The sequence below is a fragment of the Rhodococcus sp. NJ-530 genome (genome assembly GCF_003860625.1).
Lineage (GTDB): Bacteria > Actinomycetota > Actinomycetes > Mycobacteriales > Mycobacteriaceae > Rhodococcus_F > Rhodococcus_F qingshengii.
Map to the genome: position 1 here is coordinate 40,978 of NZ_CP034156.1, position 26,221 is coordinate 67,198.

Below are 26,221 nucleotides of genomic sequence, written 5' to 3' on the forward strand. Positions count from 1 at the left end.
ATCCGCCACCGGCAGGCTCAGTATTGAGACACACGTGGACCCCACAACATCACGCCCCAGAGGTGCCGACGATCTGCCACAACACGGGAACATGCCACCGAGGTATCCGCACAGTCGCTGCCGCAAGAATGGCGGTCACAACGAGAGGGCGCAGAGATGAATCGAACCACCGTTCTCGAAGTACAAGGATTGCAGTGGGCGACATCGAAAGCCGCAGTCGAATCAACTCTCCTTCGCCGACGTGGCGTCGTCTCTGCTGAGGCCAACGTCCTCAACCAAACTGCCACGGTCACCTACGACCCGGCTGCAACCTCGATACCCGAACTGTCCCAATGGATCCGGGACTGCGGCTATCACTGCGCAGGGCGATCAGTGCCCTCCCACAGCTGCGACCCCCTCTCCGAACCAAACGACAGCACCAGCGCCACGCCCTCTGAATACCACGTTCATTCAGACCACGCCGACACATCAACCGACGCACCGGTCGAACACCCCGGCGAATCTCCTCACGGCGAACACACAGCGCACGAACCACATGCTCAACACTCTGCACAGGACATGATGGGGCACGGAGGCGCCCACGCCGGAATGTCGATGGACGACATGGTCCGGGACATGCGAAATCGCTTTCTCGTCGCTCTCGTTCTGTCCATTCCGATCATGCTGTGGTCCCCGATGGGGCGCGACATGTTCGGATTCACAGTTCCCGCCCCGTTCGGACTCCGCGACGACGTATTCACCCTGATACTGAGCTTGCCAGTGGTGTTCTACTCGGCCTGGATCTTTTTCGACGGCGCTTATCGGGCTCTGAAGGCCCGCACCCTCGACATGATGGTCCTCGTTGCCGTCGCCGTCGGGGCGGGTTGGCTCTACAGCGTCGCCGTCACCTTCACCGGCGGCGGCGAGGTCTTCTACGAGGCCGCGTCGGTGCTGACGGCTTTCGTCCTGCTCGGACATTGGTTCGAGATGCGAGCCAGAGGTGGAGCCAACGACGCGATTCGCACACTGCTCGAACTGACCCCGCCATTGGCAATCGTGTTGAGAGACGGCGAACCCGTCGAAGTTCCCACCGCCGACGTTGTCGTCGGAGACCTGTTACTGATCCGACCAGGCGGCAAAGTCCCTGTCGATGGAACGGTCGAGAGCGGAACTTCCGAAGTCGACGAGTCAATGGTGACCGGGGAAAGCCTTCCCGTATCCAAAGAACCGGGATCCGCAGTCATCGGGGCTTCCATCAACACGACGGGCACACTTCGCGTCCGAGCAACCAAAGTCGGTGCCGACACCGCCCTGTCCCAAATAGTGGCGTTGGTCCAGGAAGCGCAGAACTCGAAAGCGCCGGGGCAACGGTTCGCTGATCGGGCCGCGTTCTGGCTCGTCCTTGTTGCTCTGATCGGCGGCACCGGCACCTTCCTTGTCTGGTGGGCGGCGGGTGCAGGAGTGCAGACCGCGCTTCTGTTCGCAATCACCGTCGTTGTCATCACCTGCCCCGACGCTCTCGGTTTGGCCACGCCCACCGCCATCATGGTCGGCACCGGACTCGGAGCTCAACGAGGAGTGTTGTTCAAAAATGCCACCGCGCTGGAATCCTCGGCGCGCATCGAGACGGTAGTGATGGACAAGACCGGCACCCTCACCAAAGGCGAACCCGAAGTCACCGACGTCGTCGTCGACGGTATCGGCACCGATGAACTCCTTTCCCTTGTGGCCGCGGTCGAACGCGAGTCCGAACACCCCCTCGCCGGCGCGATCGTCCGCTACGCGGCCGAACGCGGCGCCCCGGAAGTTCCACTCACAAATTTCCGTAATGTGCCAGGTCACGGTGCGGCTGCGGAGGTGGACGGTCGTCGAGTGGCGGTAGGCAACCGCAAACTGATGATCGCCGAAAACGTCGACTTCGGCACATTGATGGGCACACGCGACGACCTCGCAGCCAGCGGGCGAACAGCAGTACTCGTCGCCGTCGACGGACACGGCGTCGGGGTGATCGCACTCGCCGACGCTGTCCGAGAGACTTCCGCCGCCGCAGTGGCGGCGCTGCACGACTTGGGCGTCGAAGTCGTCATGCTCAGCGGCGACAACGAAGCCACCGCACAGCGCATCGCGGGCCAGCTCGGTATCGATACCGTCATCGCGGAAGTGCTCCCCGGCGACAAAGCCGCCAAGATCGTCGAGCTGCAAAATGCCGGCAAAAAGGTTGCGATGGTCGGGGACGGAGTCAACGATGCTCCTGCGCTCGCACAAGCGGACCTCGGTATCGCCATCGGCGCAGGTACCGACGTCGCAATCGAAACAGCGGACCTCGTGCTGATGCGGTCGGACCCACTCGACGTACCGGTCGCACTACAAATCGGGCGAGGCACCCTCCGCAAGATGCGACAGAACCTCGGATGGGCCGTCGGGTACAACGTCATCGCCCTCCCCATCGCCGCTGGAGTCTTCGAACCCTCCCTCGGACTCGTACTTCGCCCAGAGATCGCAGCGCTCTCGATGTCCGGATCCAGCTTCATCGTCGCAGTCAACGCACTACTGCTGAAGCGACTGCGCCTCCCCTCTCCCCCAGATCAACACCGGCCTTCACCAAGCACAACCCCGAAGTCCACCTCACAGAACGCCTCATGACCGGACAACCATCTCCCAACGAAAGGGATTCCCGATATGAAGAAAGTCCTCGCAATCAGCGCTGCAGCAACTGCAGCACTATTCGTCCTCACCGCATGTAACAGTTCCAATTCCGATGGAACCACCTCCACACCGATGTCAATGAGTGTCGAGTCCAGTAGCTCGGCGGACGCGAGCACTCATAATCAGGCAGATGTGACATTTGCCGAGCAGATGATCCCTCACCACAGTCAAGCCGTCGAGATGAGCGACATGCTCCTCTCCAAAGACGGTATCGACCCCCGAGTGACAGCGTTGGCAGAACAGATCAAAGCGGCGCAAGGCCCAGAAATCGAGCAGCTGCAGGCCTGGTTGACCAGCTGGGGACAAAGTTCGTCCTCCTCGGGCATGAACATGCCGACCACCTCCCACAACATGGAAGGCATGACACCCTCCACCAGCATGAACATGCCCATGCCCTCCGAAAGCATGGGAACGATGCCCGGCATGGAGGGGATGATGTCCGCCGACGACATGACCGCGCTGCAGAATGCACAGGGAACTGACGCCGCGAAACTGTTCCTCACTCAGATGATCGACCATCACCGCGGAGCAGTCGCGATGGCGCAAACTGAAGTTGATTCCGGACAGTATCCCGAAGCTATCTCCATGGCGCAGACCATCATCAGCACGCAAAACGAGGAAATCACCACGATGGAAGGCATTCTCGCCACGCTGTGATCACGACTTCCGGCGTTCGTCGCTCGGATTTCAATCGGATGTGAGCACACGCGGCTCGGTGTCTCTGCTCGACAATTGATCTCGGCAGAGGCACCGAGCCCTTCTATGTGACAGGTCAACATCCCCGGAGGACGCCGAACGCAATGTCGGCAACCTCATTTGTCGAGGAGTTTGGTAATCACACCCGCCGATATCCTGGGACCAGCGCGCGGCGTCTGCGTGCGCGGTCACATTCATCGACTGCCGGGGAGGAGAGAAAACGGGTGCACAAAAACCCGACGCCTGAACCGACCCGAATCGATCTGTTGCATCAATCAGGTCCAGGCGCAAACCGAGCCCATCGATTAACGAGGGACTGGCCGGGTACGCAAACGAGAACAGACGACGTGGAGGTCATGATGCAGGACGTTCGGAGGGGGACGACCGACTCCGAGTTGATCGCGGAGGCGTACCGACTCGAAAGCCAGCCGGTATTGAGCAGGTGTGTCAATGGCCACGAAGTTCTCCCCGTAGGCGGCCAGTAGTTCTCCCCGCTGGTGGCCACGGGTTCTCCCCGGTGGCGGCCAGTTGTTTTTCCCCACCCGCTTTCTGATTTGGGTTAGCTGAAGGGCTTCACCCCCTTGCCGGTGGTGGCTTCGGTGAGGCGGAAGGAGTCGCCGTCGGTGACGACGACGTGCGCATGGTGCAGGAGCCGGTCAACGGTGGCGGTGGCCAATGTTTTGGGCATGATCTCGTCGAAGCCGGAGGGGTGCAGGTTGCTTGAGACGGCAATCGCTCGGCGTTCGTAGGCAGCGTCGACGAGGCGATAGAATCCTTCGGCGGCGTCTTCAGAGACCGGGAGCAGACCGATGTCGTCGACGATGATCAGGTCGGAGCGGATGATCCTCGTCAGGGCTCGGGCGATGGAGTCGTCGGCACGGTGCCGGCGGACCAGGGCACCGAGGTCTTCGATGGTGAACCAAGACACCGCCAGCCCAGCTTCGACTGCGGCCTGCCCGAGTGCCTCGGTGAAGTGAGACTTGCCAGTTCCCGAAGGCCCACAGACGCAGAAACATTCACGCCGCCCGACCCACTCCAGGGTGCGGAGCGCGTCCTGGGTGGCGCGGGGAATCGACGATTTCGTTTCGTCCCAGTCGCCGAAGGTCTTGCCGGTAGGGAAACCCGCGCGTTTGCGGCGAGTGTGCAGGTTCGCCCGGTCCCGGCCGGCGGCTTCCTCAGCGAGGAGAACCCGCACGACTTCGGCGGGGTCCCAGCGTTGGGCTTTCGCGGTCGGGATGATATCGCTCAAGGACCTGCGGATATGGGGCAGTTTCAGGCGTTTAGTCAGGTCGATCGCCTCGGCCAACGGGTCGCCGTTAGCGCTGGTAACAGTGCGCAAAGGGGTGCTCATCAGGCGTCATCGCTTTCATCGTCAGTAGTGGCTGGGCTGGCCGGCGCTGGTGTCTGGCCGAAGGTGGACCAGGCGGCGGTGCCCGGTTGCAGAGTGTGGTTCTCGCTGCGACGGACCGGATCAGCGTGTTCGTGGGTGACTTGGTAGTCGAGGATCGAGATCAGGTCCCGATCGGCGAACCGGCCGGTCATCGCCGCCGTCCCCAACGCTCTGTCGACTGCGTCCGGGGAGTGCAGCTTCGAAAGGTCCACGGCCTCGGCCATCTTCGCCCTGATGCGGCGCGCTCCCGCGGCGGCAGCCTCGACCAGCCAGCTGTTGGCACCCTGGCCCAACTGTAGGAAGGCGAGCTCGGCGGCGGTACGAGGCTTGGGCACCCGGTCGGCGGCGTCGCGGTCTGGGCGGGGTGGGTAGTGGTCGTTGTCGAGGACCGGTGAACCGGGTTGGCCGCGGCGGTGCCGCGCGACTTCGACTGCACCGCCATCATTGTCGACGGCGGTCACGATCAGCTCCTCACCATGGAAGCGGGCCCAGACCCGAGTGTCGATCAACGTGTGCGGCACCGAATACCGCACCCCTTCCACCGAGATCGTCGACTCCCAGTTCACCCGCCGGGTAGTGCCGAACACCGCGGTGAACGGAGATTTCGGCAGCGGATGCAGCCGCTGCAACTCTTCGGCCAGCCGCTCGACCGGCCGCCGCCGAGTAGAGCTGTGGACGCGGGTGTTGACGTCGGTGCAGAACTGCCGGCAAGCCGACTCGAGCTCACCGAAAGAGTGATACTGCTCGCGCAGGTTCACCTCCTTCGGCAACAGGTCGGCTTTGGCGATCCGCACCGTCGCCTCACTTCCTCCCTTCGACTCCGGATCAGCAGGTAAACACGTCCGCAGCGTCGTGCCGTAATGCCGTGCCACCTCCACGATCTCCGGATTGCGGACCGCGATCCCGGCCACGTGATCGATCGTCGCGGTCTTCTCGTTGTCGGTGAGGACATAGACCGGAACCCCGCCCAAGCGGCGGAATGTCGCATCCAAACACGCCGCCACCGTCGGCAATGTCTTGTCCCAGATCGGGATCACCACCCGAAATCGCGACCACGCCAACCATGCGCAGAACAACGTCGTCTTCCGGCCGGAAATCGTTGGCCCGTCACCGAAGTCGTACTGTAACCACAGCCCAGGTTCGGTTACCCACGGCCGATACACTCGCCGCCGACCAGCCCGAAACTGGGCCTTCGCCTCCGCGACCGTCCGGCGCGTGGTCCGCTCACCGCCGGTGAACCCCAGCGCGACGATCCGTTCGTGGATGACATCCGCGCGGACCTTGCCCTGCGAGCGGACCACCAACTCCTCGATCTTCGGCAGAAAGTCGTCGATCGCCCGCGCTCGATGCCGCCGGCGGTCCGGCGGCTGCCCCGCAGCGCGCATCTGCACATACCGGGCCACCGTGTGGTGATCACACCCAGCCAGCTCCGCCGCCGCCCGATAACTACCCGTGAGGTCGTACGCCTCCAAAATTTCCATGATCTCCCTGCTCGATTTCATCCACCCAGCGTTGCCGGGACCGAATCTGACTCACAGCAGGTGGGGAACTATCTGGCCGTACGCGGGGAGAAACCATGGCCACAAAATGCGCCATAAATGGCCGCCAGTGGGGAGCTTACGATGGCCGTCGACACAGGTGTGACCACATCAGGTTGACACTGATACACGATGAACTCGAGTGTCGGCGCAGGATCTCGGGCAAAGATACTCCCTGACGCGCCGCCCACAACGGCTTCCGCCTTGTAAGGGCAGGAAGTGCGCATGATTGACAGTTTGATCCACCACGTTCCCACACTCATGTCAGAATGGGTGCGCCACTCTCCCGGTTGCGCAGTTCGGGCACGGTCGGTCACCGACGGTCTCAAATAGTCGTTGTGCCGCGGGTTTCACTCGAATATACCCAGCCTGAGCCACCGCGGGACGTATCGGCTCCGTGCAGGTGCGGGCTCCCCCCTGATCCGTATGCCCCGCGCCACTTTTCACTCGCTCGCCCTCAGTTGAGCCCCGCGTACGAATGGAGGCCGGAGACGACCATGTTGATGATGAAGAGATTGAACAGCATCGCGACGAAACCGGCAACGTGTATCCAGGCGGCACGGGTATCACGCCAACCAGAAGTGGCACGCGCGTGCAGATAGGCGGCGTAGATCACCCAAGCGATGAACGAGACCGTTTCTTTGGGGTCCCACCCCCAGAACCTACCCCAGGCCGCTTCCGCCCAGAACCACGCCTGCTCCGAAGAGCGGAAAGGCGAAGATCGTTGTCTTGTAAGCTAATCGATCCAACACGTCTGCCTCGGGTAGACGATGCAACCATCTGCCGAGCTTCGAGTCGACACCACGGTCGTCACATCGGACTCTGAGCAGAAACAACATGCTCGATACACCCGAGATCAGGAAGACCCCACTACCGATCGAGACGATCGAGACGTGGATCGGAAGCTCTGGCGACTCGCTCCTTCAGCAGCCTGACGAACGTGCACCCATCCCCACGACCGAGCTGCCGTCCCGCATCCGTCCCCGACTTTCGGGAGCTGGTCAGAAACTACAGTCAGTCCGACAACGATCGACGAATGCCCGATCGGACGCAGTTCCGGTTCGGTTCAGGGGCCGCTTTTTCGTTCTCCCCCAACGCATTACCGCACCATGCGCGCAACTGCGTCGCGAATTTGCTGGGTATTGCGGAAGACCGGAGGATCGGTAACCCGCTCGACACTGCCGTCGCGTTGCACGACGAAACTCAGGGGCAGAACTGGAGGTGCGACAAGTGTTCCTTGAACCGCGTCGGCGTCGCCATAGGAGGGGTAGTGCACTCCGAGGTCGGCGAGCAGCGCCAAGGCTGACGATTGACTGTCCTGTACGTTGACGCCGACGACCCTCACTGAATCGGGTTCCTCAGCATAAGCCCCCAGAATGGGGATTTCCTCTCGGCAGGGTGCACACCACGACGCCCAGAGATTGATCAATGTCGGTTCGCCGGCGAGGGCGTCTCCTACATCGAATTTTTCCCGGGACCCGAGGCATGAAACATTCACGCCGGACAGCTGTCCCGAGGCGGACCGTTGCGGATCAGGCAGGGGGCATGGACGCAGTGCCGCCGCGACGGCAAGTGCAGCGAGCGAAGCGCCGTCGGCCGTGGCAGATCCCCCGGCATGAGAGGCAGTGGCAGCGGGTGGTTGCGCAACTTCAGTCGATTCGCGTCCCCGTGGCCACATCGCTGCTATGAGCAGGGCGACGACCGCAAGAGCAAATACCGTCCACCGCCATTGAGTGCGCATCTGATCATCTTTCATCCCTGTCGGTACCTGGCGGGTACCGACCTTCTCGTCGACTCAAATCCGAAAGCGTTGTTAAAAACATGAAGTCTCGGCGTCACGTTGGAGCCTGGTGGGTGCACCTGGCCGTAGTTCAGGAACTGGTGTAGTCCGTAACTTCCACACCCCGAGACGCAAGCCACTGCTTGGGATCTACCTTTTGCCCCGAGGGGTCTGCAATCTCGAAGTGCAGGTGCGGCCCGGTGGATTGACCGCGGTTTCCCACTGTCGCGATCTGTTCGCCCACGCGTACCTGCTGCCCGACGCTGACGAGGGTTTCGTTGATATGGCCGTAGGTGCTGATCGAACCGTCGTCATGTTGGAGCCGAACCCATAACCCGAATCCGGAAGCTGGCCCGGAATCGATGACGGTCCCGTCTGCGACAGCGTAGATCGGAGTCCCGATCTCGTTCGCGATGTCGAGACCTGTGTGCGTGGTTCCCCATCGAGGTCCGAAATCTGAAGTGAGAGTGCCTGATACGGGCTTGATCGTGCTCGCCGCCGATCCGGTGGATACAGATCCCGTCGAGATGGGGATCGAGACCGCGGATTCGAGCGCGTCCCGTTGTTCCGCCAGCCATGCACCCTTGGCAAGCTGATCGACCATCTCGCCGGCACCGGCCGTGGTCGGAGAAATGAGTGCTTGCGGCGGAGCTGCATCCGCAACAGTGTCGGACGCCGGATCGGGTGTTGCACGAGACTGGTCGGACTCGTCGTGAACCGTGTGTGCATTTGCCAGGGCGGGGCCGGAGATCTGGGTTCCCGCGGCGATCAGCGCTCCTGCCGCGACTGCCATCGTGGCTGCCACGACCGCATTGTCTCCATGGCGCGTAATCGTGCGATGTCTCCCACGAACGGCGACCTGGCAGTTTCCCGACCCGACGGATATTGCAACGAGCTCACTGACGTGCCGGGATTTGGCGCCGGCTTCCTTACGGTGACGGGACAAAACTGCACTCCTCCGGGTTGTCGTACCACGCATGTTTTTGCGATGTGGACCACCCGCGTTGAGCAGCGCCTCCATCCGAATGTAACGAAACGATATACGAAACCGCTCTCAATTACTATTCATCTTAGTAGGTGGAGCGGCGCGGGTAACCCGAAAAGTCACGCTCACCAGCAGCGCTCCGAGCGCGAGCAGTGAGATCACGATTTCGGCCACAGGACCGATCCGTGTCGCCAGAGTCATGTCCGAGCGCAGTTGAACATCGCCTACCAGTACGTCGTCGGTGAAGATTCCGCTTTGCTGAAGTACGGCGCCATTGGACTCGATGATCGCACTGACACCGCTCGTCGCGGCCACAAGCACGGGGCGCCCGTGTTCGACCGCCCGAACCCGTGACATCGCGAGTTGTTGGTACGTCATATCGGTACGCCCAAATGTCGCGTTATTTGTTGGGACGGTGATGACTTGGGCACCGCTTCGCACCGAGTCCCGCACCAGGTCGTCGAATGCGACCTCATAGCATGTGGCCACGGCAGTGGGAGTGCCGTTGAGAGTAACGACACCGTTTCCGTCACCCGGCACAAACTTTCCCGCTCGAGCGGCATACGAGGACAGCGCATTCATCACACCGGGTAGCGGCAGATATTCACCGAACGGGACGAGCTTTCGTTTGACGTGCTGCTCCCCGGGCCCGGAAGCAGGGTCCCATACGATCGCGCTGTTCAAGGTCGTTCCGTCCTCGCGCGTCAGCACCGCACCGACCAAAATGGGCACACCAACCGCTCGCGCAGCATCGGTGATGCTCGTTGCCGCATCACCGTTACGTAACGGGTCGATATCCGAGGCATTCTCCGGCCAGATCACCAACTGCGGCCGAGGGAGCCGTCCCGCGTCGACATCCCTGGCCAATTCCTTTGTTTTTGCGACGTGGTTGTCCAACACCGCGCGGCGTTGGGAGTTGAAATCCAGACCAAGCCGTGGGACGTTTCCTTGAACGAGGGCAACTGTGCTCATCGCCGCAGGTGCGGGCGTAGGACGTGCGGAAAGCAGCATCGCCGATATCAGCGGAACGGTCACAATCGCCATGCATGCGAACATTCGCATCCAGTGCCGACCGCTCAACGCTGTTATCAGCCCCGCAAGTCCACAGCCCAGGAGCGCGACGGCGAAACTCAGGCCGGGGGCTCCACAGCTACGCCGGCCAGGGGCAACAGCACACCGTCCGCCTGACCGAATGCCAGACGCCCCCAAGGAAAGCCGCCAAAGGGAAGTCGCGAGCGAACCCCTTCGAGGAGCACCCACACCGAGGCGATCCACACTACCGAACACGGCAGTCGACTCAGCGCCGCCGCCGTCGCCCCGAAGAGCCCGATCGACAATGCTTCGATCGCCGCAAGAACCAGCCAAGGGAGCGCTCCGACGTAGACACCTACCCAGGGCAGCAGTGGGACGAAGAACGCCAATCCGGCGAGATACCCGTACCCGAAGCCAGCTCTCACCGATCGGCCGCGAAGGACCAGCACCAGAAGAGCAAACCCGACGGGAGCCAGATACCACGCTGAATACGGAGGGAAACTCAGATACAGCGCTCCACCCGCCGTCACTGCGCCCACGGCCCGCCCGCTCACCTGCATCCACCCTCGACGAGGTGGTTGCTCTACCGGAGTTCGACGGGGGACGTTTTCGACGAGATCGACCATCGTGATTGATGCCTTTCGTGATGTATCGGAATCCGCATCGCACGCGACATGTACTACTATGCATCATAGTAGTACATGTGGTTTGATTCTCCGGGCGCACCGTACAACGCTCGGCATCCGACAGACCGTGCGTCACCGTCGACCGTTCATCACTGAACTCGGTCGTAAGTTCCTGCACAGCAACGCCATACCGTCAAGAAGACAGTATGGACAAGACCGGTTGCGCATCGGCGTCGTCGGGGTCTTGCCGCAGGGAACAGTCTCGATCCAATCCACCGTCCCGCTCGATATCACGGAGAAAAATGGCACGTTGGGCATTGTTCGTCGTCTCCCGCCCCTGGTGGATTCTCGGTGTCATCATGGTGACAGTCGCCGCCAGCGGGATATGGGGCATCGGAGTCTTCCGCGAGATGGGGCAGAGCGGATTCACCGATCCGGGTAGCGATTCCGCCGAAGTCGCGCGTACCGTCGAGGCCAATTTCGGGCCACAAACCCCGACATCGTCGCGATCTACACCCCGCGGCAGGTGTTGAACTCACCGATCTCACGAGCGGGGCAACGGAGATGCTCGACAAGTTCACCGCATCGGTACCCACTCATTCGGTGAAGTCGTATTGGTCATCGACCCCACCCGAACAACTTCTTCTGCGTTCGACAGACGGAGCCAAAGCCGCCATCGCAATCACTCTCGCTCCAGGACCTCGAGGTCAAGAAGCGAACACTGCAGAGATGCTGCCCCTACTCGAACTCCAGGGAGCGCAAGCGGAATTCGCTGGGGGGTCGATAGTCGGGACGGCCTTCAACCACCGGCTGCAGTCCGACCTCGTCCGGGCGGAATCGATTGCACTGCCCATCACACTTATTCTGTTGATTTTCATCTTCGGTGGGTTGGTCGCTGCAGCGGTTCCCGTCTTGGTCGGGATCTTCGCGATCATCATCTCCCTTGCAGCTCTACGACTTCTGACTCTACTCACCGAAGTGAATTCGTTCGCCCTCAATGTTGCCTCTCTCATCGGGCTCGGACTCGCGATCGACTACGGGCTTTTCATCGTCAGCCGTTTCCGTGAAGAACTCACCGCATCCGGAGGCGACGCTCGCGAAGCGGCACTCCGGACGACCATGACGGCCGGGAGAACGGTCATGTTCTCCGGCTTGCTGCTCGTTTGCGCATTCGCGGGCATGCTGGTTTTTCCTCAAGCCGTGATTCGATCGTTGGGCTTCGGGGCAATCGCCGCGGTCGCCAGTGCCGCGATCTTGTCCGTCGCGGCGGTCCCCGCCGTCCTCGCCGTCCTCGGAAGCCGAATCAACGCGCTCACCTGGCGTAAACACGCCGTGCACTCAGGAGAAGCCAGAGCTCGCCGTTTCTGGGGCACGGTCGTGGCATGGGTCATGAAACGTCCTGTCATCGTCGCAGTCACCATAGGGACGGGCTTGATGCTCATGGCCACGCCCTTGGCCAGCGCCTCACTCGGAGAGGCGACCTTCACCGCCCTCCCCACAGACGACCCGGCACGCTCGGCGGCACAGACCTTGGTTGAGGAATTTCCCTCCACCGGAGACGGAGCGACCCTCCTCTTCCGAAGCCTGAGCGGAGCCATCCCCGATGCCGGAGAGGTCAACGCAGTCGTATCGGCTGCTGCCCGAATCGACGGAATCGCCCAAGCATTCGTCGTCGCATCGAGGGACGACACCATCATTGCCCAAGCGCTTTTCGCGGAGATCCCCTCCGACCAAGCCAGTGCCGTGATTACGAATCTACGGGCACTACCTGCACCTGCAGATACGGAATATCTGGTCGGGGGAAGCCAAGCAACCTTCGACGACGGAAACTCTGCGATCAAGCGCTGGCTTCCGGTGATGGTGTCCATCATGATCGCCTCGACGCTGGCGCTCTTACTTCTTGCATTCGGCTCGATCGTCCTGCCCCTCAAGGCTGTGGCGATGGCATGCCTGAGTCTGGCGGCAACTTTCGGAGCGTTGACATGGATCTTCCAGTTGGGCAACGGAGCCCAGTGGATTGGCGTCACACCGGCACCCCTCGAAGCGACGTTCGTGGTCCTCATTCTCGCAGTCGTGTTCGGTCTGTCCACCGACTACGAAGTGTTCCTCATGGCACGAATGTCAGAAGCCCACAGCGCAGGAGCAACGACGGAAGAGTCAGTCCGTATCGGTGCCGAGCGCACAGGCAGGGTGATCACCGCGGCGGCGCTTCTGCTGATCGTCGTGACCGGAGCCTTCACATTGTCCGGACTGTCGATCATGAGGTTCTTGGGTGTCGGAATGATTCTGGCATTGGTTCTCGATGCCACCCTCGTACGGATGCTCCTGGTCCCGGCGCTGGTGAAACTGATGGGAGACGCCAATTGGTGGGCGCCTCAATGGTTGTCGCGCATCCATTCACAGATCGGCATCGGCGGCCGTCCCATGACCGCGCCACCACCTGCCGAACACATCCACGTCACAACTCTCAAGTAACAGTCGAGACTTTATGGCAGAATGACGATGCCGGGCCTCATCCGACCCTCCCGGTCGACACCGGACCTCAACGGTCGACGTCGGTGTGCGAATCGCCGAAAACTCCCGCATCACAGGAAGTTCTGCCATATGCCCCAACGACGACGATCGAAATTCTCGCTGGTCCTCGGCTCCGTCGCAGCCCTCGCAGTCGCCAGCCCCTTCGTCTCCCATGTCACAACGGACACCTCACTCGAAGTCCGCTCCGCACAATCTTCGTCGGCCTCCGAATCTGCGGCGCAGATAGCCGACGTTGCCCTTGCGAGCATTCCTGATCTCTCGATACCACTCAAAGAGTTGACAGGCATCGACCTCTCAGCCTTGCTCAGGCTGGGATTGAACGTCCTTGCCGAAGTCGCCGGCACTGATCTGCCCACTGATGATCCACGTTCGAGACCGAAGGTCGATTCCGAACCGTCGACGAGTCAGGAGATCCCTTCGGAGATGTCGGTCAAGGAGATCACCCGGGAAGATCCGTTTCGAATGGTCGCATTGACGTCGAATGGCCCCACGGCGCCGGCAGCGGCCGTACGAGCGCGTCAAACGGACGGAGGCTGGGGCCCATGGCTTTCAACCGCGCCAGCCGACACATCAGCGGGCGGGCACGTGCAAGGCACCGACCCGGTATTCGTCGGAACCACGAATACCGTTCAACTCCTCGTCCCCTCCATCCAGAATCCAGCCGTGTCGAGTGAGCAACCACGCCCACCGCTTCCCGTCGCCGCGCCTCCCGCTACTGCCTATACCCCTGCGGCCCTGGCACAGCCATTGGTCCGCTCCCCAGCGCAAGAAGGTGATCTCTCGGCCGTACTCATCGAGCCCGGCAGCGGTCCCTCATCTCCCCTGAAATCAGCTGACGCAAATGCAAGTCCGGGATTCTCTGTGATCACCCGTGCGCAATGGGGAGCCGACGAGTCCCTTCGATGCGAGGAACCCGTCTACGACGAGTTCCTCGGGGGAGCTGTCGTTCACCACACCGCCGGAAGCAACGAGTATTCCAAGGAAGAATCCGCCGACATCGTGCGTGGTATTTATGCCTACCACGCACAAACGCTCGGATGGTGCGACATCGGCTACAACGCTCTTGTCGACAAATACGGTCAAATCTTCGAAGGTCGAGCCGGCGGTCTGGACAAGCCTGTTCAGGGAGCACACACCGGCGGATTCAATGAAAACACAGTAGGCGTGGCAATGATGGGCGACTACACGTCAACCCAGCCGACCTCGTCCGAAATCAACACCGTGGGAACCTTTCTGGGGTGGCGACTGAAACTGGCCGGTCTGGACCCCCTAGGACGCACGACCATGTACTCGGAAGGAACTGAATTCACGTCCTTCCCGGAAGGGGCCACTGTCGACATCCCGATCATTTCTGCGCACCGCGACCTCGGCAACACCGCCGATCCCGGCGAACAGGGGTACGCACAAATGGATACCATTCGAACTATTGCGGCCTCATACGGCGACGGTTCCGATCCGACACCACAGGCCACCACCCCCTCCGGCAACACGGACCTGAAAACTCCTGTCAGCACAACACATTCGAACCAACAAGAGTCCGCAACCGCGACGAAGTGGGTCGCCTCAGGCGCCCAGGACGGGCCCCTGGGAGGTCCGGGCGAAACCGATTCGACCATCCCCGGGGGTCTCATCCGAACCAATTATCAAAATGGCGCTATCTACGAAATCGCCGGCAATGCATGGGTAGTGCTCGGCCGAATCTACGAGGCATGGAAAGCCGCAGGCGCGGAGAACAGCTCGCTCGGCCTCCCCATCAGCGATGAGTACAACACCGTGAACGGCCCACGCTCCGATTTCGTGGGTGGGTCACTACTGTTCGACCCACATACAGGAGCGGTTTCTCGGCTACCGTGACATCGCCGAGAGAGTCAAGGACGGCACGAGTCCTTCTCTCGCAGAAACGGACTCAATTGAACGCCCACCGCAAAGAGTGGAGTTCTCACTCCCGAATCCCTCGCAGGATTCGGGAGTGAGACAGGCTTCTCGGGGCTCACTCGGGACATCGCAACTTTCAATGTCGTCCTAGGACCGTTCGGGGACCGCAGTTCCGATCGAGTCTTTCGACACAGGAAGGCGCACTCTGCAGGCGCGCTCACCTTTCAACCGCTGCCGAAACGCGCCCGCCGTCAAAGCCAGTGAAATCAGCCCCAAGACCGGTTGTATCGGTGCCCACAGATTCAACGCGCCTGTCACACCGACAGTCATGATCACCAATTTGTTGCACACCGGACAGCCGACGGCCAACAGAGCCAGCGCATTGCTGCCAATGCCCACGCGCGAGGGTGCTGCAGAACTGGATTGAGTGCGCACGTACGTCGCGAGTATCAATCCACTCAATATCGCGGTCGCGATCCACACCGGATAGTTCCACCACAGCACCGGAGTCATCCGCTGGTAGAACGAGGTCGGTACTATCCCGGAGGGGACGCCCACGATGAGCGCTGCAACCACCGCCCCTGCCGACGCCGTGATCCAGCGCCAGAGCGACCAATTCGTCATCGCCGATGCCCCCTCGAAGTGAACTACTAAAAGAGATAGTAGTTCACTGTATGAGAAGACCGGAAACGGCAATCCTTCACATCGACGTGCATCCCACCCGAGGCGGGGTATCACCTGACGTTCAGGTCGCATCACTCGTAGATCTCCACCATATTCAGTGCACCTCTCGTCGGTCTATCGACCGCCGCACGCGCTGGACACACCGATGACGAACGTCATTTCATCCCGTCGTCGGGCGCACAATGGGATGACCTGATCGTTGCACGGTCACACCCCTCACAGACCTTGCACATTCGTGGACTGCGCCGCCTCACGTGAACAGGAGGGCTACCGATGGAGCTCACCATTACAATCGCTACCGCTGCGCCGTCAAACCCGGTCACCCATCCACTTGTGCGGGCCGATTCGCCCACGACGGCGCTGTTCTGGGCCGAGCCGGTCTCTGCTGGTGTCTCGCTATCGCGCCGCGGATCCGCGTCGGGGTCAGGAAACACCCCCCGATGACCGGCTCATCCGGTGACAGCGGGTTCACTGCGCCATTCACACATCGCCCGGCACGACTACGCATGTTCTGGATCACTGCTTCTCTCGGAGCCTGTTGGGTCTATCTCTAGCTCCTCTGTCAAGCAGCAGCGGTTTCGACGCTCGCAGCGAGGTCGGTTCGTAGGGCCGCGTAGACGACGTCAGAGAGTCGCCGTTTGAGTACACGCAATGCCTCCATGCCGCTGTCACCGCCGGCCTTGCGGCGTTTCATCATCTGTTTTGCTGGTTCATGCCAGTGCGCCTGGGTCAGCGCGATCCGGTGCAGGGCCGCATTGAGTTGGCGATTCCCGGTACGGCTGAGCCGGTGGCGCGCCCTGTTGGAGGACCAGACCGGCATCGGCGCGGTGCCGTTATGACGGGCGTAGGCGTCCTTGGATCGGAACCGATCGACCCCTGCGGTCTCACCAAGGATCTTGGCCGCAGTTATGGCTCCGCAGCCAGGGATCGCGATCAAAGACGGCGCCATATCGGCTACCAATGTAGTGATTTCTGCGGTGAGCTCGTTGATCTGCTCGGTCAGTGCGCGGCACCGATCGAGCAGACCGCGGGCAAGCCGCACAACAGTTCCCGTCAACGGGTTCAGGTGTGCCGAAACCTTGTCCAGGATGGCAAGTCGATCCAGCGATCGGGCCTTCGGCTCCCAGGACGGGTCAAGTTCATGTAGATACCAGCGCAATCTATTGATCGCCCGAGTACGTTCTGCAACAAGGGATTCACGGTGATCGCCGAGTAACCGCACATCGCGGTCAGGGCCATCCAATCGGGCCGTGGGGAGGTCGGGTTCGCGTTGAGCGGCCCGTGCGACGGCCAGCGCATCGATGGGATCGGACTTGCCGTAGGTGCGAGCGGAGTCACGGACGTGGGCCATCAACTTTGGTGGCACCCGCACGATCGACTGGCCTGCAGCGAGAAGGTCGCGTTCGAGCCGCCGCGACAGATGCCGGCAGTCTTCGATTGCCCAGAGCAGACCGTTGCCCTTGGCCAACTGCTCGGCCCAGGTCAGCAGTCCCAGATGGTCTTTTGTGGTCGTGGTGATCGTCTTCGATGCCAGCTGGCGACCGTTGGGATCGACCGCGACGATGGTGTGGGTGCGCTTGTGCGCATCGACTCCCAGAGTGATCATTGAACCGTCTCCTTGTCCTTGAGGGGATCAGGGATCGGCCGGTGGGCACATCCCAGTCAGGGGCGATTCCACGCTCCTCTCAAGCCACGCCGGCCGGTCCTTGGCATCCGGCGGGCCGCACTACAGATAATGGCCACCAACGGCAAATAACAGGTGGAGCGAACCCACCGGACCGCTCCAGTCAAACACTGGCTTTAACGGTGTTTCGGCGGTTTTCCATCAGTAAGTTTCCGATCCCGGCCAACGATCGGCGAACGTGATCGCAAACGCGTTCAGAGCGGGCTTCCACCTCGTTATCCATCGTGCCTGGCCCTTGCCTGTCGGGTCGAGCGAACGTGTCACCAAATACAGACACTTCAGCGCAGCCGCCTCGGTAGGGAAATGGCCACGAGCTTTCACCGCCCTCCGATAGCGGGCATTGAGGGACTCAATCGCGTTGGTAGAGCAGAGCACTCGCCGTATCTCTGTGTCGTAATCGAGGAACGGAATGAACTCCTGCCAAGCGTTGGTCCACAATCGGATGATCGCCGGATACCTCTCACCCCAGTGCTCGGCGAGATCGTCCAGCCCCGCGTGAGCGGCAGCCTCGGTCGGTGCCGTGTAGATCGGTCTGAGATCGTGTTTGAGTGCGTCCCAGTGTTGACGTCCCGAGAGCCGAAAGGTGTTGCGGATCAAATGCACGACGCACGTTTGTACCGTCGTGGCCGGCCATACGTTCTCGACGACTTCCGGCAGGCCTTTCAATCCGTCGCAGACCAGGAAGAACACATCCCGAGTGCCGCGATTGCGAATGTCCGTCAGCACGGACATCCAGAATTTGGCGCCCTCACCGCCGGTGCCGGCCCACAATCCGAGCACGTCGCGCCGTCCGTCGAGACTGACGCCGATCGCCGCGTAGATCGGCCGGTTTGCGACCTGCCCGTCTCGAACTTTGACGACGATCGCATCGACGAAAACTGCCGCGTACACCTCGTCGAGCGGACGGGCAGACCAGTCCTGCATCTCCTCGAGGACCTTGTCGGTGATCCGCGAGATGGTCTCCTTCGAGACCGAGGCCCCGTAGATTTCAGCGAAATGCGAACTGATTTCACCAGTCGTTAATCCTTTGGCGTACAACGACAACACGATCTCATCGACCCCGTTCAATCGACGTTGGCGCTTCTTGACGATCTGCGGCTCGAACGTCCCTTCCCGATCACGAGGGACCTCGATCGGGACATGCCCACTGGCCTCGGTCAACACCGTTTTCGACCGAGTCCCGTTGCGAATATTCGTAGACTCCCGATCGGCCGGAGCTTGGTTCTTGTCGTGCCCGAGGTGCTCGGTCATCTCCTCGTTCAGTGCGGTTTCCAGAACGGTTTTAGTGAACTGCTTGAGCAAACCGTCCGGCCCGGTCAGCGACAGGCCCTGCTCCTTGGCCAGGCGCACCAACTCCGCGGCCGCCGCAGCTTCCGCGGAGGGCTCGGCCCTCTTCTTCGTAACATTCTCCAGTGTCGTCATCTCGGCACCTCCTCGCCGAGCATTCACTCAGCGTCTCGGGCCAAAACACCGATTACGAAACAGTCCCAGCCTGTTTTCTCGGCGTCCGGTGGGGGCTCCGTGACGCGCCGTTATTGTGGTTCGCCGCACTGAGAGCCCTGCTCGGTGGAGCAGCCCTGGCTGTTGTTGCCATCACCCAGCGCCGATCACTGCCACGGTCCGCAGCTAGCTGGGGCAGGATCGGGCTCCTCGGGCTTGTCAACGTCAGCCTGGCGTTCTGGGCGATGTTCGCCGGAATCGCCGGGCTCGCAACCGGTACTGCTGCTGTACTCGCGAATGCGCAGCCGCTGCTGATTCTGCTACCTGCCTGGTGGCTGTTCGGCGAGCGTGTGACGGCCCGGACCGGCTTGGCATTGGTGGTCGGGTTCGGAGGGTTGTTGGTGGTGGCGGTCCCGGGCGGCGGCGGCCAGGGTGCGGTGTTGTCGCTGTTGTCCGCCGCCGCGGTCACTACGGGGACACTGATGGTGCGCCAATTGGACGGCGACGTAGTGGTCGCGAGCGCAGCACATTTATTGTTCGGGGGGGACGGTCCTGGCGAGCGTGGCATTCGTCACCGAGGGCGTTCCGCATATCGACTGGACTCCACGGTTCGTGGCAGTTCTGCTTTTTCTCGGGTTGATCGCGACTGCAGCGACCACCTTGGCCTGGTTCGTAGAGACCCGGCGATGCCCTCTGTCCTCGCTCACACCCTGGATGTTTCTTGTACCCGTCTTCGGCGTGCTCATCGGTATAGCGGCCCTGCGCGAACGACCTGACGGATGGGTGGTGACCGGAATTGTCTTGGTTCTGCTCAGTATGCGGGTGGCCCTCACGAAACATGCCACCGCCGGGGCGGGTCCACCGGGCCACTTGTATGTTGCAGACTCAGGTTCAGCCGAGCCTGAGGTCGAGGTCCACCGCAAGCCTCCACATCCACCCCTCGATGATCGATGACCACGATCACCTCTCCCCGCCCCGGTTCTGGTACCGCTACCTCACGTCGACGGTTCAACTACGCCGTCCGTGTGAACAGTCGCCGCCGGTACGACTTCCCCGATGCAACGACGGTCCTCAATCGCCGTTGTCCAAACGAATGACTTCTCTCGCCGGTGGCCGTTCCGATCTTCCGCACGGCAGTTCGTCATCGGTTCCGCAGTTGGACGTGCACCTCGAGGTCCGTACTCCACAGCCGTGCAAGCACCCCGCAGTAGGAATCACGGACCGAATAGTATGCATCCGGTGTCGACAGATCACCCCGGCCGGTACCGATGACCGCACCGGCCGCGAACAGCGCACGATTGGCCAATGATGCTATTTCACAGCCACTTTCGTCCAGATCGCCGCTCAGTCGCGCCACCGCGTCCATCACCTGCTCTGGCATCACCCGTGTGGGTGGGACGGCGACCCCGGCGCTGCCGTGCGTCGGATCTTCGATCGCCCCGGCATAGTTGCCGGCCAGTCGTGCTTCCGCAGCGCCGATCGCCGTCCGTAGTGCCCGTGCGTGAAAGCGAAGTCTCCACGGCGATCGAATACGACGTGCGGTGACAGAGGGGAGCTTGCGCAGTGTCGAGGCAGGGCAACGGAGGCCCGCGCCGGCAAACATGAGCGGTAAGAGTTCGCGTAACAACCAATCGGTCAGTGCGGCTGTCGTCTCATCTGTCGCCGGCACAGTCATCACCGAAATTGAGTCCTGCCTCATAGCGACTTCGTATCCTCACTTCTTCCTGTGACAACGTGCGACATATATTGCGTACGTGCAGTTTGCGGACGAGACGGCTCACTCGAATCCGTTCCCCGACATCGTGCTCGTTGTGGGATGGAACCTTCCGGTGTGAGCTTCAGCGCGCATCCGATCCACCATATGTGGGTAATGCATCTCGAACGCCGGACGCTCAGAGCGGATGGGGGGGAAGCTCGGTGAAGTTGTGACGTGGCGGCGGACAGCTGGTCGCCCACTCGAGGGAATTGCCATAGCCCCACGGATCGTCGACGGTGCGACCTCACCAAATCTGTAGCTTCTGAAGACGTTCCAGATGAACGGCAAGGTGGATGCACCCAAGACGAAGGATCCTATGGTCGAGATGGAGTTCAGCACCGTAAAACCGTCCGAGGGTAGGTAATCCGCGTAGCGGCGCGGCATCCCCTCGGCGCCGAGCCAGTGCTGCACGAGGAAGGTCATGTGGAATCCGACGAACGTCGTCCAGAAATGCCATTTACTCAGCCGCTCGTCCATCATGCGGCCAGTCATCTTGGGGAACCAGAAGTAGATCCCCGCGTAGGTGGCGAACACAACCGTGCCGAAGACCACGTAGTGAAAATGTGCCACGACGAAGTAACTGTCGGTGACCTGAAAATCGAGCGGTGGACTGGCCAGCAGCACCCCCGAAAGACCGCCGAAGAGGAAGGTGATCAGGAAACCGATCGAGAACAGCATCGGCGACTCGAAAGTCAATTGTCCCTTCCACATTGTCCCGATCCAATTGAATATTTTCACCCCCGTGGGGACCGCGATGAGGAACGTCATGAAGGAGAAGAAGGGGAGAAGGACCGCGCCGGTCGCGTACATGTGGTGAGCCCAGACAGCGATCGACAAGGCGGCGATAGCAAGGCGTTGCGTAGACCAGTCCTGTGTAGCCGAATATCGGTTTGCGGCTGAAGACCGGAAATATTTCCGACACGATGCCGAAGAAGGGCAGCGCGATGATGTACACCTCGGGGTGTCCGAAGAACCAGAAAAGGTTCTGCCACAGCAAGACTCCTCCGTTTGCTGGATCGAACAAAATGCCCACCCAACTGACGGTCGACTAGGAGGCCGGCCAACGCTGCAGTGAGCAAGGGAAACGCTATGAGGATCAAGATGGACGTGATGAAGATGTTCCAAGTGAAGATCGGCATGCGGAACATCGTCATTCCCGGCGCGCGAAGGCAGATGACCGTCGTGATCATGTTGACACCGCCGAGAATGGTCCCCAATCCCGACAGCGCCAACCCCACGATCCACATGTCCGCGCCCACACCCGGCGAACTGACAGCCGAACTCAGAGGTGTGTACGCAGTCCATCCGAAGTCGGCTGCACCTTCTGGGGTGACGAAGCCAGCCGTCGTGATAATCGCTCCGAACAAGTACAACCAGTAGCTGAAGGCGTTCAACCGCGGAAATGCGACGTCGGGCGCGCCGATCTACAGTGGGAGAACGAAATTGGCGAAGCCGAACACGACCGGCGTCGCATAGAGCAGCAACATGATCGTGCCGTGCATGGTGAACAGTTGGTTGTACTGCTCGTTCGACAGGAACTGCATCCCCGGTATTGCGAGCTCGCTGCGCATCATCAGTGCCATCAACCCGCCGATAAGGAAGAAGGCAAACGAGGTGAACAGGTACATCACTCCGAGCGTCTTGGGGTCGGTCGTGGTGATCATTTTGACGATGAACGACCCCTTGGCTCCCTTCGGAGGGTAAGGCCGCGCGACCACCGGCGTGGGTGCGAGGACGATCATGAGTTGCCTGCTTCCTGTCGAGTCGTTCATAAAGACACATGGCGAACATAAACGAACTACTATGTTTCATAGTAATTGAGGGTCGGGTGGACCGCAGGTTCCGCCACATCCCTTTGGCTGCACCATTTCCCATCGTTGATGTTCACAACGGCGGCGACTACAAATGGGATGCCGGTTCGATCGCGGAAGGGCGGAGCACGAATTCGGCCATCACCACACCGTCGCGCCTCCGGACCGAGTGGGCAGGATTTGCGCGCTCGACAAGGAAAGCGCTCGTCACACCGAAGACCGCTCGCCCGACGAGAGCAGCTATGTTCCTACTCGCCGGGCGGCAGCAGATCTCGGCCCTCCGCCTTCCACGCTTTCATTCCTCCGCCGAGTTCGACTATCTCCGTGAACCCCAATACGGAGAGCGTTCGAACTGCAATTTCGCTCATTCTTCCGGTCATGCAGTAGACGGCAATCGGAGTCGATCTCTCGCGCGGTAGTTCTGCAGCACGCCGATCCAGCTGATCGAAGGGAATCCGCGCATTCGTCCCCGGAATCGACCCCTCGTCCGGCGCATGAACGTCCACGACGAAATAGTCCTGCGAGGAGACCGCGCTGGCGAAGGTAGGAACATCGACCGTCACCGGAAGTCCGCCCTGCTCGACACGCATGGATGCCGGAACGTCGGTTCCACAACCGGCTACCAACACAAGGACGACCAGGAGCAACGAGACGCCGATCCACCGATCACCCCTGCGAGTTCTACGCCATTGCATCCGAGAACGCGAACGACCCACTGACCACGCCACCTTGCCCATACACGGCACCTGTCTCACGATTCGGCGAACCGTGCTCTCATGACCCGGTGACCCCATCGCGCCGAAATGAACTACTACCACACATAGTATATCGAGTCGATCTGCAATGCCAGGGGAGATCGGCTCCACTGCAACTACCTGAAACTCGCCAAAGTCGATTCTGCCCAGAAGGTTTCGTCCTCGCGGAGCCTCTCGAGAGAATCCCACCAAGTCGCCTCAATCGGGAATGAACTAGGCGTCGCGCGCGGTTCTACCCGAATCTCACCCCACCACTCTTCGATTCACCTAGGCAGGAATTGCTTTCCAGATTCGAACCTGCGAATGCGGGGTTGACAATGCTCTGCGGGACCGACTTGGCCGACCCGGCATTGTCGAGTTGAGGCCCGCGAAAAGCTGGGCCCACAACAAAGTCTGCCCCACCTTACGGGCAGCTCGACCGCACGTGTCCAGTTTCGGAGCACAAACATGTGAACGACGCGCGTGCAATGTTTTCGGCCGACCTCGAAAGCCTACCCATACCGCCGACGGTGAAGAGCGCCTAGAGAAGCCTGGTCACGTTAGGAACCATGCCATCCCAACGCACCGGGGAAACCTTGACCACATCGCCGGACTGCGGGGATTCGAGCATCTGATTGTTGCCAAGGTACAGCGCCTCGTGCTGACTTGCATTGGGCCCGTGGAAGATCAGGTCACCTCGCTTCATTTGAGAAGCTGGCACCTGCCTTCCCGCGGTGTACTGGTACCCGGAGTAGTGCGGAAGTGAAATTCCTACACCAGCAAACGCGTAGATCATAATTCCGGAACAGTCGAAGCCTGCATTTTCGAAATCACCGAAAGTGTCCGCCACTCCGCCGTCACGAATACCGAAGGTCGGCCCGTTCGCGTCTCCGCCTCCCCACGAATAGCGCACACCAAGTTGCGACATGGCCCGGTCGATGACAGTTTCGATGGCACCCTCATCCGTGGCCGAATTCTGGCCGTTGCCCCCCTCACCATCCCCGGGATCCGTCGTCGCGGCCGGCGGAGCCTTCGTCGGAGAAGCAGTCGATGGTGGCGTCGTCACCGACGGCGGCGGCGGCGGAGCCTTGGTCGGAGAAGGAGTCGGTGGTGGCGCCGTCGCCGATGGCACTTTCGTCTCCGAGGGGCCATCGTTGATCTGTGTATGCGGACGCTGTCTGCTGGCGATGTCCGCGGCGCGATCACGTGCTATTTGATCCGCAGCAACCCGAGTCGCAGCTTCCGCTGCTGCTTGCTGAGCTGCTGCGATCGCCGCTGCAGTGGCTGCTTCGTCTGCTCGGCGCTGAGTGTCCCATTGGTCGTAGACCTGTCGCTGGTTCTGCAGTCCCGTCGCGCTGTTTCTCGCTGCATCCAACTCGCTTTGCGCCGAATCGCGCTCCTTCATGACCACTGCCTGTTGGTCTGTTGCCGACTTCTGCACATCCGTCACGCGCTGGATTGCTTCCGTTGCAAGGGCTTTGTTGTCTTCTGCTCTCGCTGCAGCGGCGTCGGCAGTGGCCTGGGCCGCGCGTGCCACAGACTCCGTGTTCGAGCGCGTCGTTCGTGCGCGCTGAAGCTCGTCCATCACGGCGTTATGTTTCTTCGTAATCATCCGCACCAGATCAGCTTTGGCCAAGAGATCGTCAGGGCTGTCGGTTCCGAGGAAGACGGTCAGCGAGCCAGCGGTGCTGCCTTGCCTGTAGCTGGCGGCGACGAAATCGTCGAACTGCTGCTGCGCCACCTCGATCGCCTGCCCAGCCACTCCCATGTCGGTGCGTGCAGCGGCCACAGCAGCAGTAGCGGCCACCGCGACATCACGTGATGACTGAAGGTCCACCAACGCCTTGTTCACATCCTCCCGCTTGATCGCAACCTGGGCGGCGATCTCGGCGAGTTGCGCATTCGCCGACGCAACGTCGTTGATCAGATCACCGATGCGGCGCAGAGTTTGATCCACGCGCGAGTCCGCCTGTTGCAACTCGGAATCGCTCGGATTCGGTGGCGGTGGGGGAACCGCTGTCGCGATACCGGGAATGGTTGCGACGATCGAGCCTGCGAGAGCCAGAGCGAGGACGGTGTGAGCGACTCTCGTGCGAGCACGCGTGGGTCGATTCCGTTGCCTCACACACACCCCGTCCTCGATGATTCAGCTGAACTCGACACCCACATACTAAGGACAATAGTAGATAAATATCACCAACTGCCCCATATGACAAAAAGCGTCACATGTTCCCCTCGGGCACCACAGCACCACAGATCGGCTGACCGTGCCGTCCTACCGGATTGGACCAGAACAGCAATGCTCCTGACCTCGGGACCGTTCGCACCCGCTGCGTGGAATCGCCACCGCGCCTTGGTCAGGAATGTCGGGTGCACGCACGAGGTGCCGGCGGCACCTCCCGATTGTCCTTGCGCCTGCTGAAGGATCGTTACAGAGCTACGGTGATCGCCGCGGTGTGCAGCTGGCCCTGCGCCTGGAACTCGATGAACAGTCGCCAGTCGCCGGACTTCGAGAGTTTCGCAGGCACATCGAATTCCGGACCCTGCTGATCGCTGCCCAGTGGCGTCAAATCAGCAAAGGCCAGAGTCTGTGCGTGGATTGCAGTGACATGGACATAGGCGTCCTCGTAGCGCTGCAAGTCGAATACCGGCTCACCGTCTCTGGCAATGTCCACCGTGAGCTCGCCCGCCTGGCCGGGTGTGAGTTTCCCCGCAACCGTGAGCGTGTAACCGTCGACCGAGGTCGACGGCATAGCGTGAGGAAGCCTTTCCGGAGTCCCCTCCCCAGGAACTGTGACCAGCTGCGAAAGCACCTGCGTTTCAGAGGTTTTCCCGCTAAGAGCCCTAAACTGGGCGTATACGCGGTATCTCCCGGGCACAAGGCCTGAGATCGGTGCGCTCCACGTGCCGTCGCCAGCCATGATCGGATGCAGATGCGCGAATCTCGTCGAGTCGTCCCGAATGAAATAC

15 protein-coding genes and 5 pseudogenes are annotated in these 26,221 nt (G+C 61.2%); 6 read left to right on the forward strand and 14 right to left on the reverse strand.

What is annotated here, in order from left to right; genetic code table 11:
• Positions 1-156: 156 nt before the first annotated feature.
• The gene (locus EHW12_RS31775; RefSeq protein ID WP_064444886.1) at positions 157-2,622 is read left to right on the forward strand and encodes a heavy metal translocating P-type ATPase; all 2,466 of its coding nucleotides are present in this window, start codon (positions 157-159) and stop codon (positions 2,620-2,622) included.
• 195 nt (positions 2,623-2,817) lie between these two features.
• Complete coding sequence (locus EHW12_RS31780) at positions 2,818-3,342, forward strand: DUF305 domain-containing protein (RefSeq protein ID WP_306294063.1); 525 nt, start codon at positions 2,818-2,820, stop codon at positions 3,340-3,342.
• Between the two features lie 598 nt (positions 3,343-3,940).
• Here the strand turns inward: EHW12_RS31780 and istB are convergent.
• From istB to lnt, 6 genes and pseudogenes are all read right to left on the reverse strand, one after another.
• Positions 3,941-4,732 carry an IS21-like element IS1415 family helper ATPase IstB gene (gene istB, locus EHW12_RS31785; RefSeq protein ID WP_003944771.1) on the reverse strand — a complete coding sequence of 264 codons (792 nt, stop codon included), beginning with the start codon at positions 4,730-4,732 and terminating at the stop codon, positions 3,941-3,943.
• Positions 4,732-6,273 (reverse strand): IS21-like element IS1415 family transposase, encoded by a 1,542-nt coding sequence (gene istA, locus EHW12_RS31790; RefSeq protein WP_030538069.1) that lies wholly within the window; start codon positions 6,271-6,273, stop codon positions 4,732-4,734. The genes istB and istA overlap by 1 nt, the downstream gene beginning before the upstream one ends.
• 493 nt (positions 6,274-6,766) lie before the next feature.
• Positions 6,767-7,214: pseudogene (gene ccsA / locus EHW12_RS31795) on the reverse strand (cytochrome c biogenesis protein CcsA); the annotation flags it as partial.
• 194 nt (positions 7,215-7,408) lie between these two features.
• Positions 7,409-8,050 carry a TlpA disulfide reductase family protein gene (locus tag EHW12_RS31800; RefSeq protein ID WP_164490665.1) on the reverse strand — a complete coding sequence of 214 codons (642 nt, stop codon included), beginning with the start codon at positions 8,048-8,050 and terminating at the stop codon, positions 7,409-7,411.
• Between the two features lie 130 nt (positions 8,051-8,180).
• A complete protein-coding gene (locus EHW12_RS31805; protein ID WP_084326704.1) occupies positions 8,181-8,894 on the reverse strand; it encodes a M23 family metallopeptidase in 714 nt (237 codons plus the stop codon).
• 249 nt (positions 8,895-9,143) lie between these two features.
• A pseudogene (lnt, locus tag EHW12_RS31810) lies at positions 9,144-10,666 on the reverse strand (apolipoprotein N-acyltransferase).
• 368 nt (positions 10,667-11,034) lie between these two features.
• Here lnt and EHW12_RS31815 point away from each other — a divergent pair.
• Both EHW12_RS31815 and EHW12_RS31820 read left to right on the forward strand, forming a co-directional pair.
• Positions 11,035-13,207 (forward strand): annotated as a pseudogene (locus tag EHW12_RS31815) (MMPL family transporter).
• Positions 13,208-13,336: 129 nt separating this feature from the next.
• Entirely contained in the window at positions 13,337-15,121 is a 1,785-nt protein-coding gene (locus tag EHW12_RS31820) for an N-acetylmuramoyl-L-alanine amidase (protein WP_125053184.1), read from the forward strand.
• A gap of 168 nt (positions 15,122-15,289) precedes the next feature.
• On the opposite strand, the gene EHW12_RS31825 is transcribed toward EHW12_RS31820, so the two are convergent.
• The 3 genes from EHW12_RS31825 to EHW12_RS31835 form a co-directional block, all read right to left on the reverse strand.
• Complete coding sequence (locus EHW12_RS31825) at positions 15,290-15,766, reverse strand: hypothetical protein (RefSeq protein ID WP_125053186.1); 477 nt, start codon at positions 15,764-15,766, stop codon at positions 15,290-15,292.
• Between the two features lie 622 nt (positions 15,767-16,388).
• Positions 16,389-17,432, reverse strand: a complete 1,044-nt coding sequence (locus EHW12_RS31830; RefSeq protein WP_125053188.1) for an IS110 family transposase — start codon at positions 17,430-17,432, stop codon at positions 16,389-16,391.
• Between the two features lie 219 nt (positions 17,433-17,651).
• The gene (locus EHW12_RS31835; RefSeq protein WP_030537341.1) at positions 17,652-18,932 is read right to left on the reverse strand and encodes an IS256 family transposase; all 1,281 of its coding nucleotides are present in this window, start codon (positions 18,930-18,932) and stop codon (positions 17,652-17,654) included.
• On the opposite strand from EHW12_RS31835, the pseudogene EHW12_RS35625 reads away from it, so the two are divergent.
• Both EHW12_RS35625 and EHW12_RS35630 read left to right on the forward strand, forming a co-directional pair.
• A pseudogene (locus EHW12_RS35625) lies at positions 18,923-19,300 on the forward strand (DMT family transporter); the annotation flags it as partial. The gene EHW12_RS31835 and the pseudogene EHW12_RS35625 overlap by 10 nt on opposite strands.
• A 211-nt stretch (positions 19,301-19,511) precedes the next feature.
• Positions 19,512-19,904: a DMT family transporter gene (locus tag EHW12_RS35630; RefSeq protein WP_231783881.1), complete on the forward strand. Its 393-nt coding sequence runs from the start codon at positions 19,512-19,514 to the stop codon at positions 19,902-19,904.
• Between the two features lie 187 nt (positions 19,905-20,091).
• On the opposite strand, the gene EHW12_RS31845 is transcribed toward EHW12_RS35630, so the two are convergent.
• The 5 genes and pseudogenes from EHW12_RS31845 to EHW12_RS31865 form a co-directional block, all read right to left on the reverse strand.
• A complete protein-coding gene (locus EHW12_RS31845; protein ID WP_125053190.1) occupies positions 20,092-20,649 on the reverse strand; it encodes a hypothetical protein in 558 nt (185 codons plus the stop codon).
• Between the two features lie 78 nt (positions 20,650-20,727).
• Positions 20,728-22,448, reverse strand: a pseudogene (gene ctaD / locus EHW12_RS31850) (cytochrome c oxidase subunit I).
• A gap of 317 nt (positions 22,449-22,765) precedes the next feature.
• On the reverse strand, positions 22,766-23,212 hold the full coding sequence (locus EHW12_RS31855; protein ID WP_064444962.1) for a rhodanese-like domain-containing protein: 447 nt from the start codon (positions 23,210-23,212) through the stop codon (positions 22,766-22,768).
• A 580-nt stretch (positions 23,213-23,792) separates the two neighbouring features.
• Positions 23,793-25,376 (reverse strand): NlpC/P60 family protein, encoded by a 1,584-nt coding sequence (locus tag EHW12_RS31860; protein WP_125053192.1) that lies wholly within the window; start codon positions 25,374-25,376, stop codon positions 23,793-23,795.
• A gap of 304 nt (positions 25,377-25,680) precedes the next feature.
• The gene (locus EHW12_RS31865; RefSeq protein ID WP_125053194.1) at positions 25,681-26,004 is read right to left on the reverse strand and encodes a hypothetical protein; all 324 of its coding nucleotides are present in this window, start codon (positions 26,002-26,004) and stop codon (positions 25,681-25,683) included.
• Positions 26,005-26,221 lie beyond the last annotated feature (217 nt).

Bases quoted from the DNA above. Each gene is read 5' to 3' on its own strand.
- EHW12_RS31775 (WP_064444886.1), top strand. From the start codon at position 157: ATGAATCGAACCACCGTTCTCGAAGTACAAGGATTGCAGTGGGCGACA.
- istB (WP_003944771.1), bottom strand. From the start codon at position 4,732: ATGAGCACCCCTTTGCGCACTGTTACCAGCGCTAACGGCGACCCGTTG.
- istA (WP_030538069.1), bottom strand. From the start codon at position 6,273: ATGAAATCGAGCAGGGAGATCATGGAAATTTTGGAGGCGTACGACCTC.
- EHW12_RS31800 (WP_164490665.1), bottom strand. From the start codon at position 8,050: ATGCGCACTCAATGGCGGTGGACGGTATTTGCTCTTGCGGTCGTCGCC.
- EHW12_RS31820 (WP_125053184.1), top strand. From the start codon at position 13,337: ATGCCCCAACGACGACGATCGAAATTCTCGCTGGTCCTCGGCTCCGTC.
- EHW12_RS31825 (WP_125053186.1), bottom strand. From the start codon at position 15,766: ATGACGAATTGGTCGCTCTGGCGCTGGATCACGGCGTCGGCAGGGGCG.
- EHW12_RS31830 (WP_125053188.1), bottom strand. From the start codon at position 17,432: ATGATCACTCTGGGAGTCGATGCGCACAAGCGCACCCACACCATCGTC.
- EHW12_RS31835 (WP_030537341.1), bottom strand. From the start codon at position 18,932: ATGACGACACTGGAGAATGTTACGAAGAAGAGGGCCGAGCCCTCCGCG.
- EHW12_RS31845 (WP_125053190.1), bottom strand. From the start codon at position 20,649: ATGAGGCAGGACTCAATTTCGGTGATGACTGTGCCGGCGACAGATGAG.
- EHW12_RS31855 (WP_064444962.1), bottom strand. From the start codon at position 23,212: ATGCAATGGCGTAGAACTCGCAGGGGTGATCGGTGGATCGGCGTCTCG.
- EHW12_RS31865 (WP_125053194.1), bottom strand. From the start codon at position 26,004: ATGCCGTCGACCTCGGTCGACGGTTACACGCTCACGGTTGCGGGGAAA.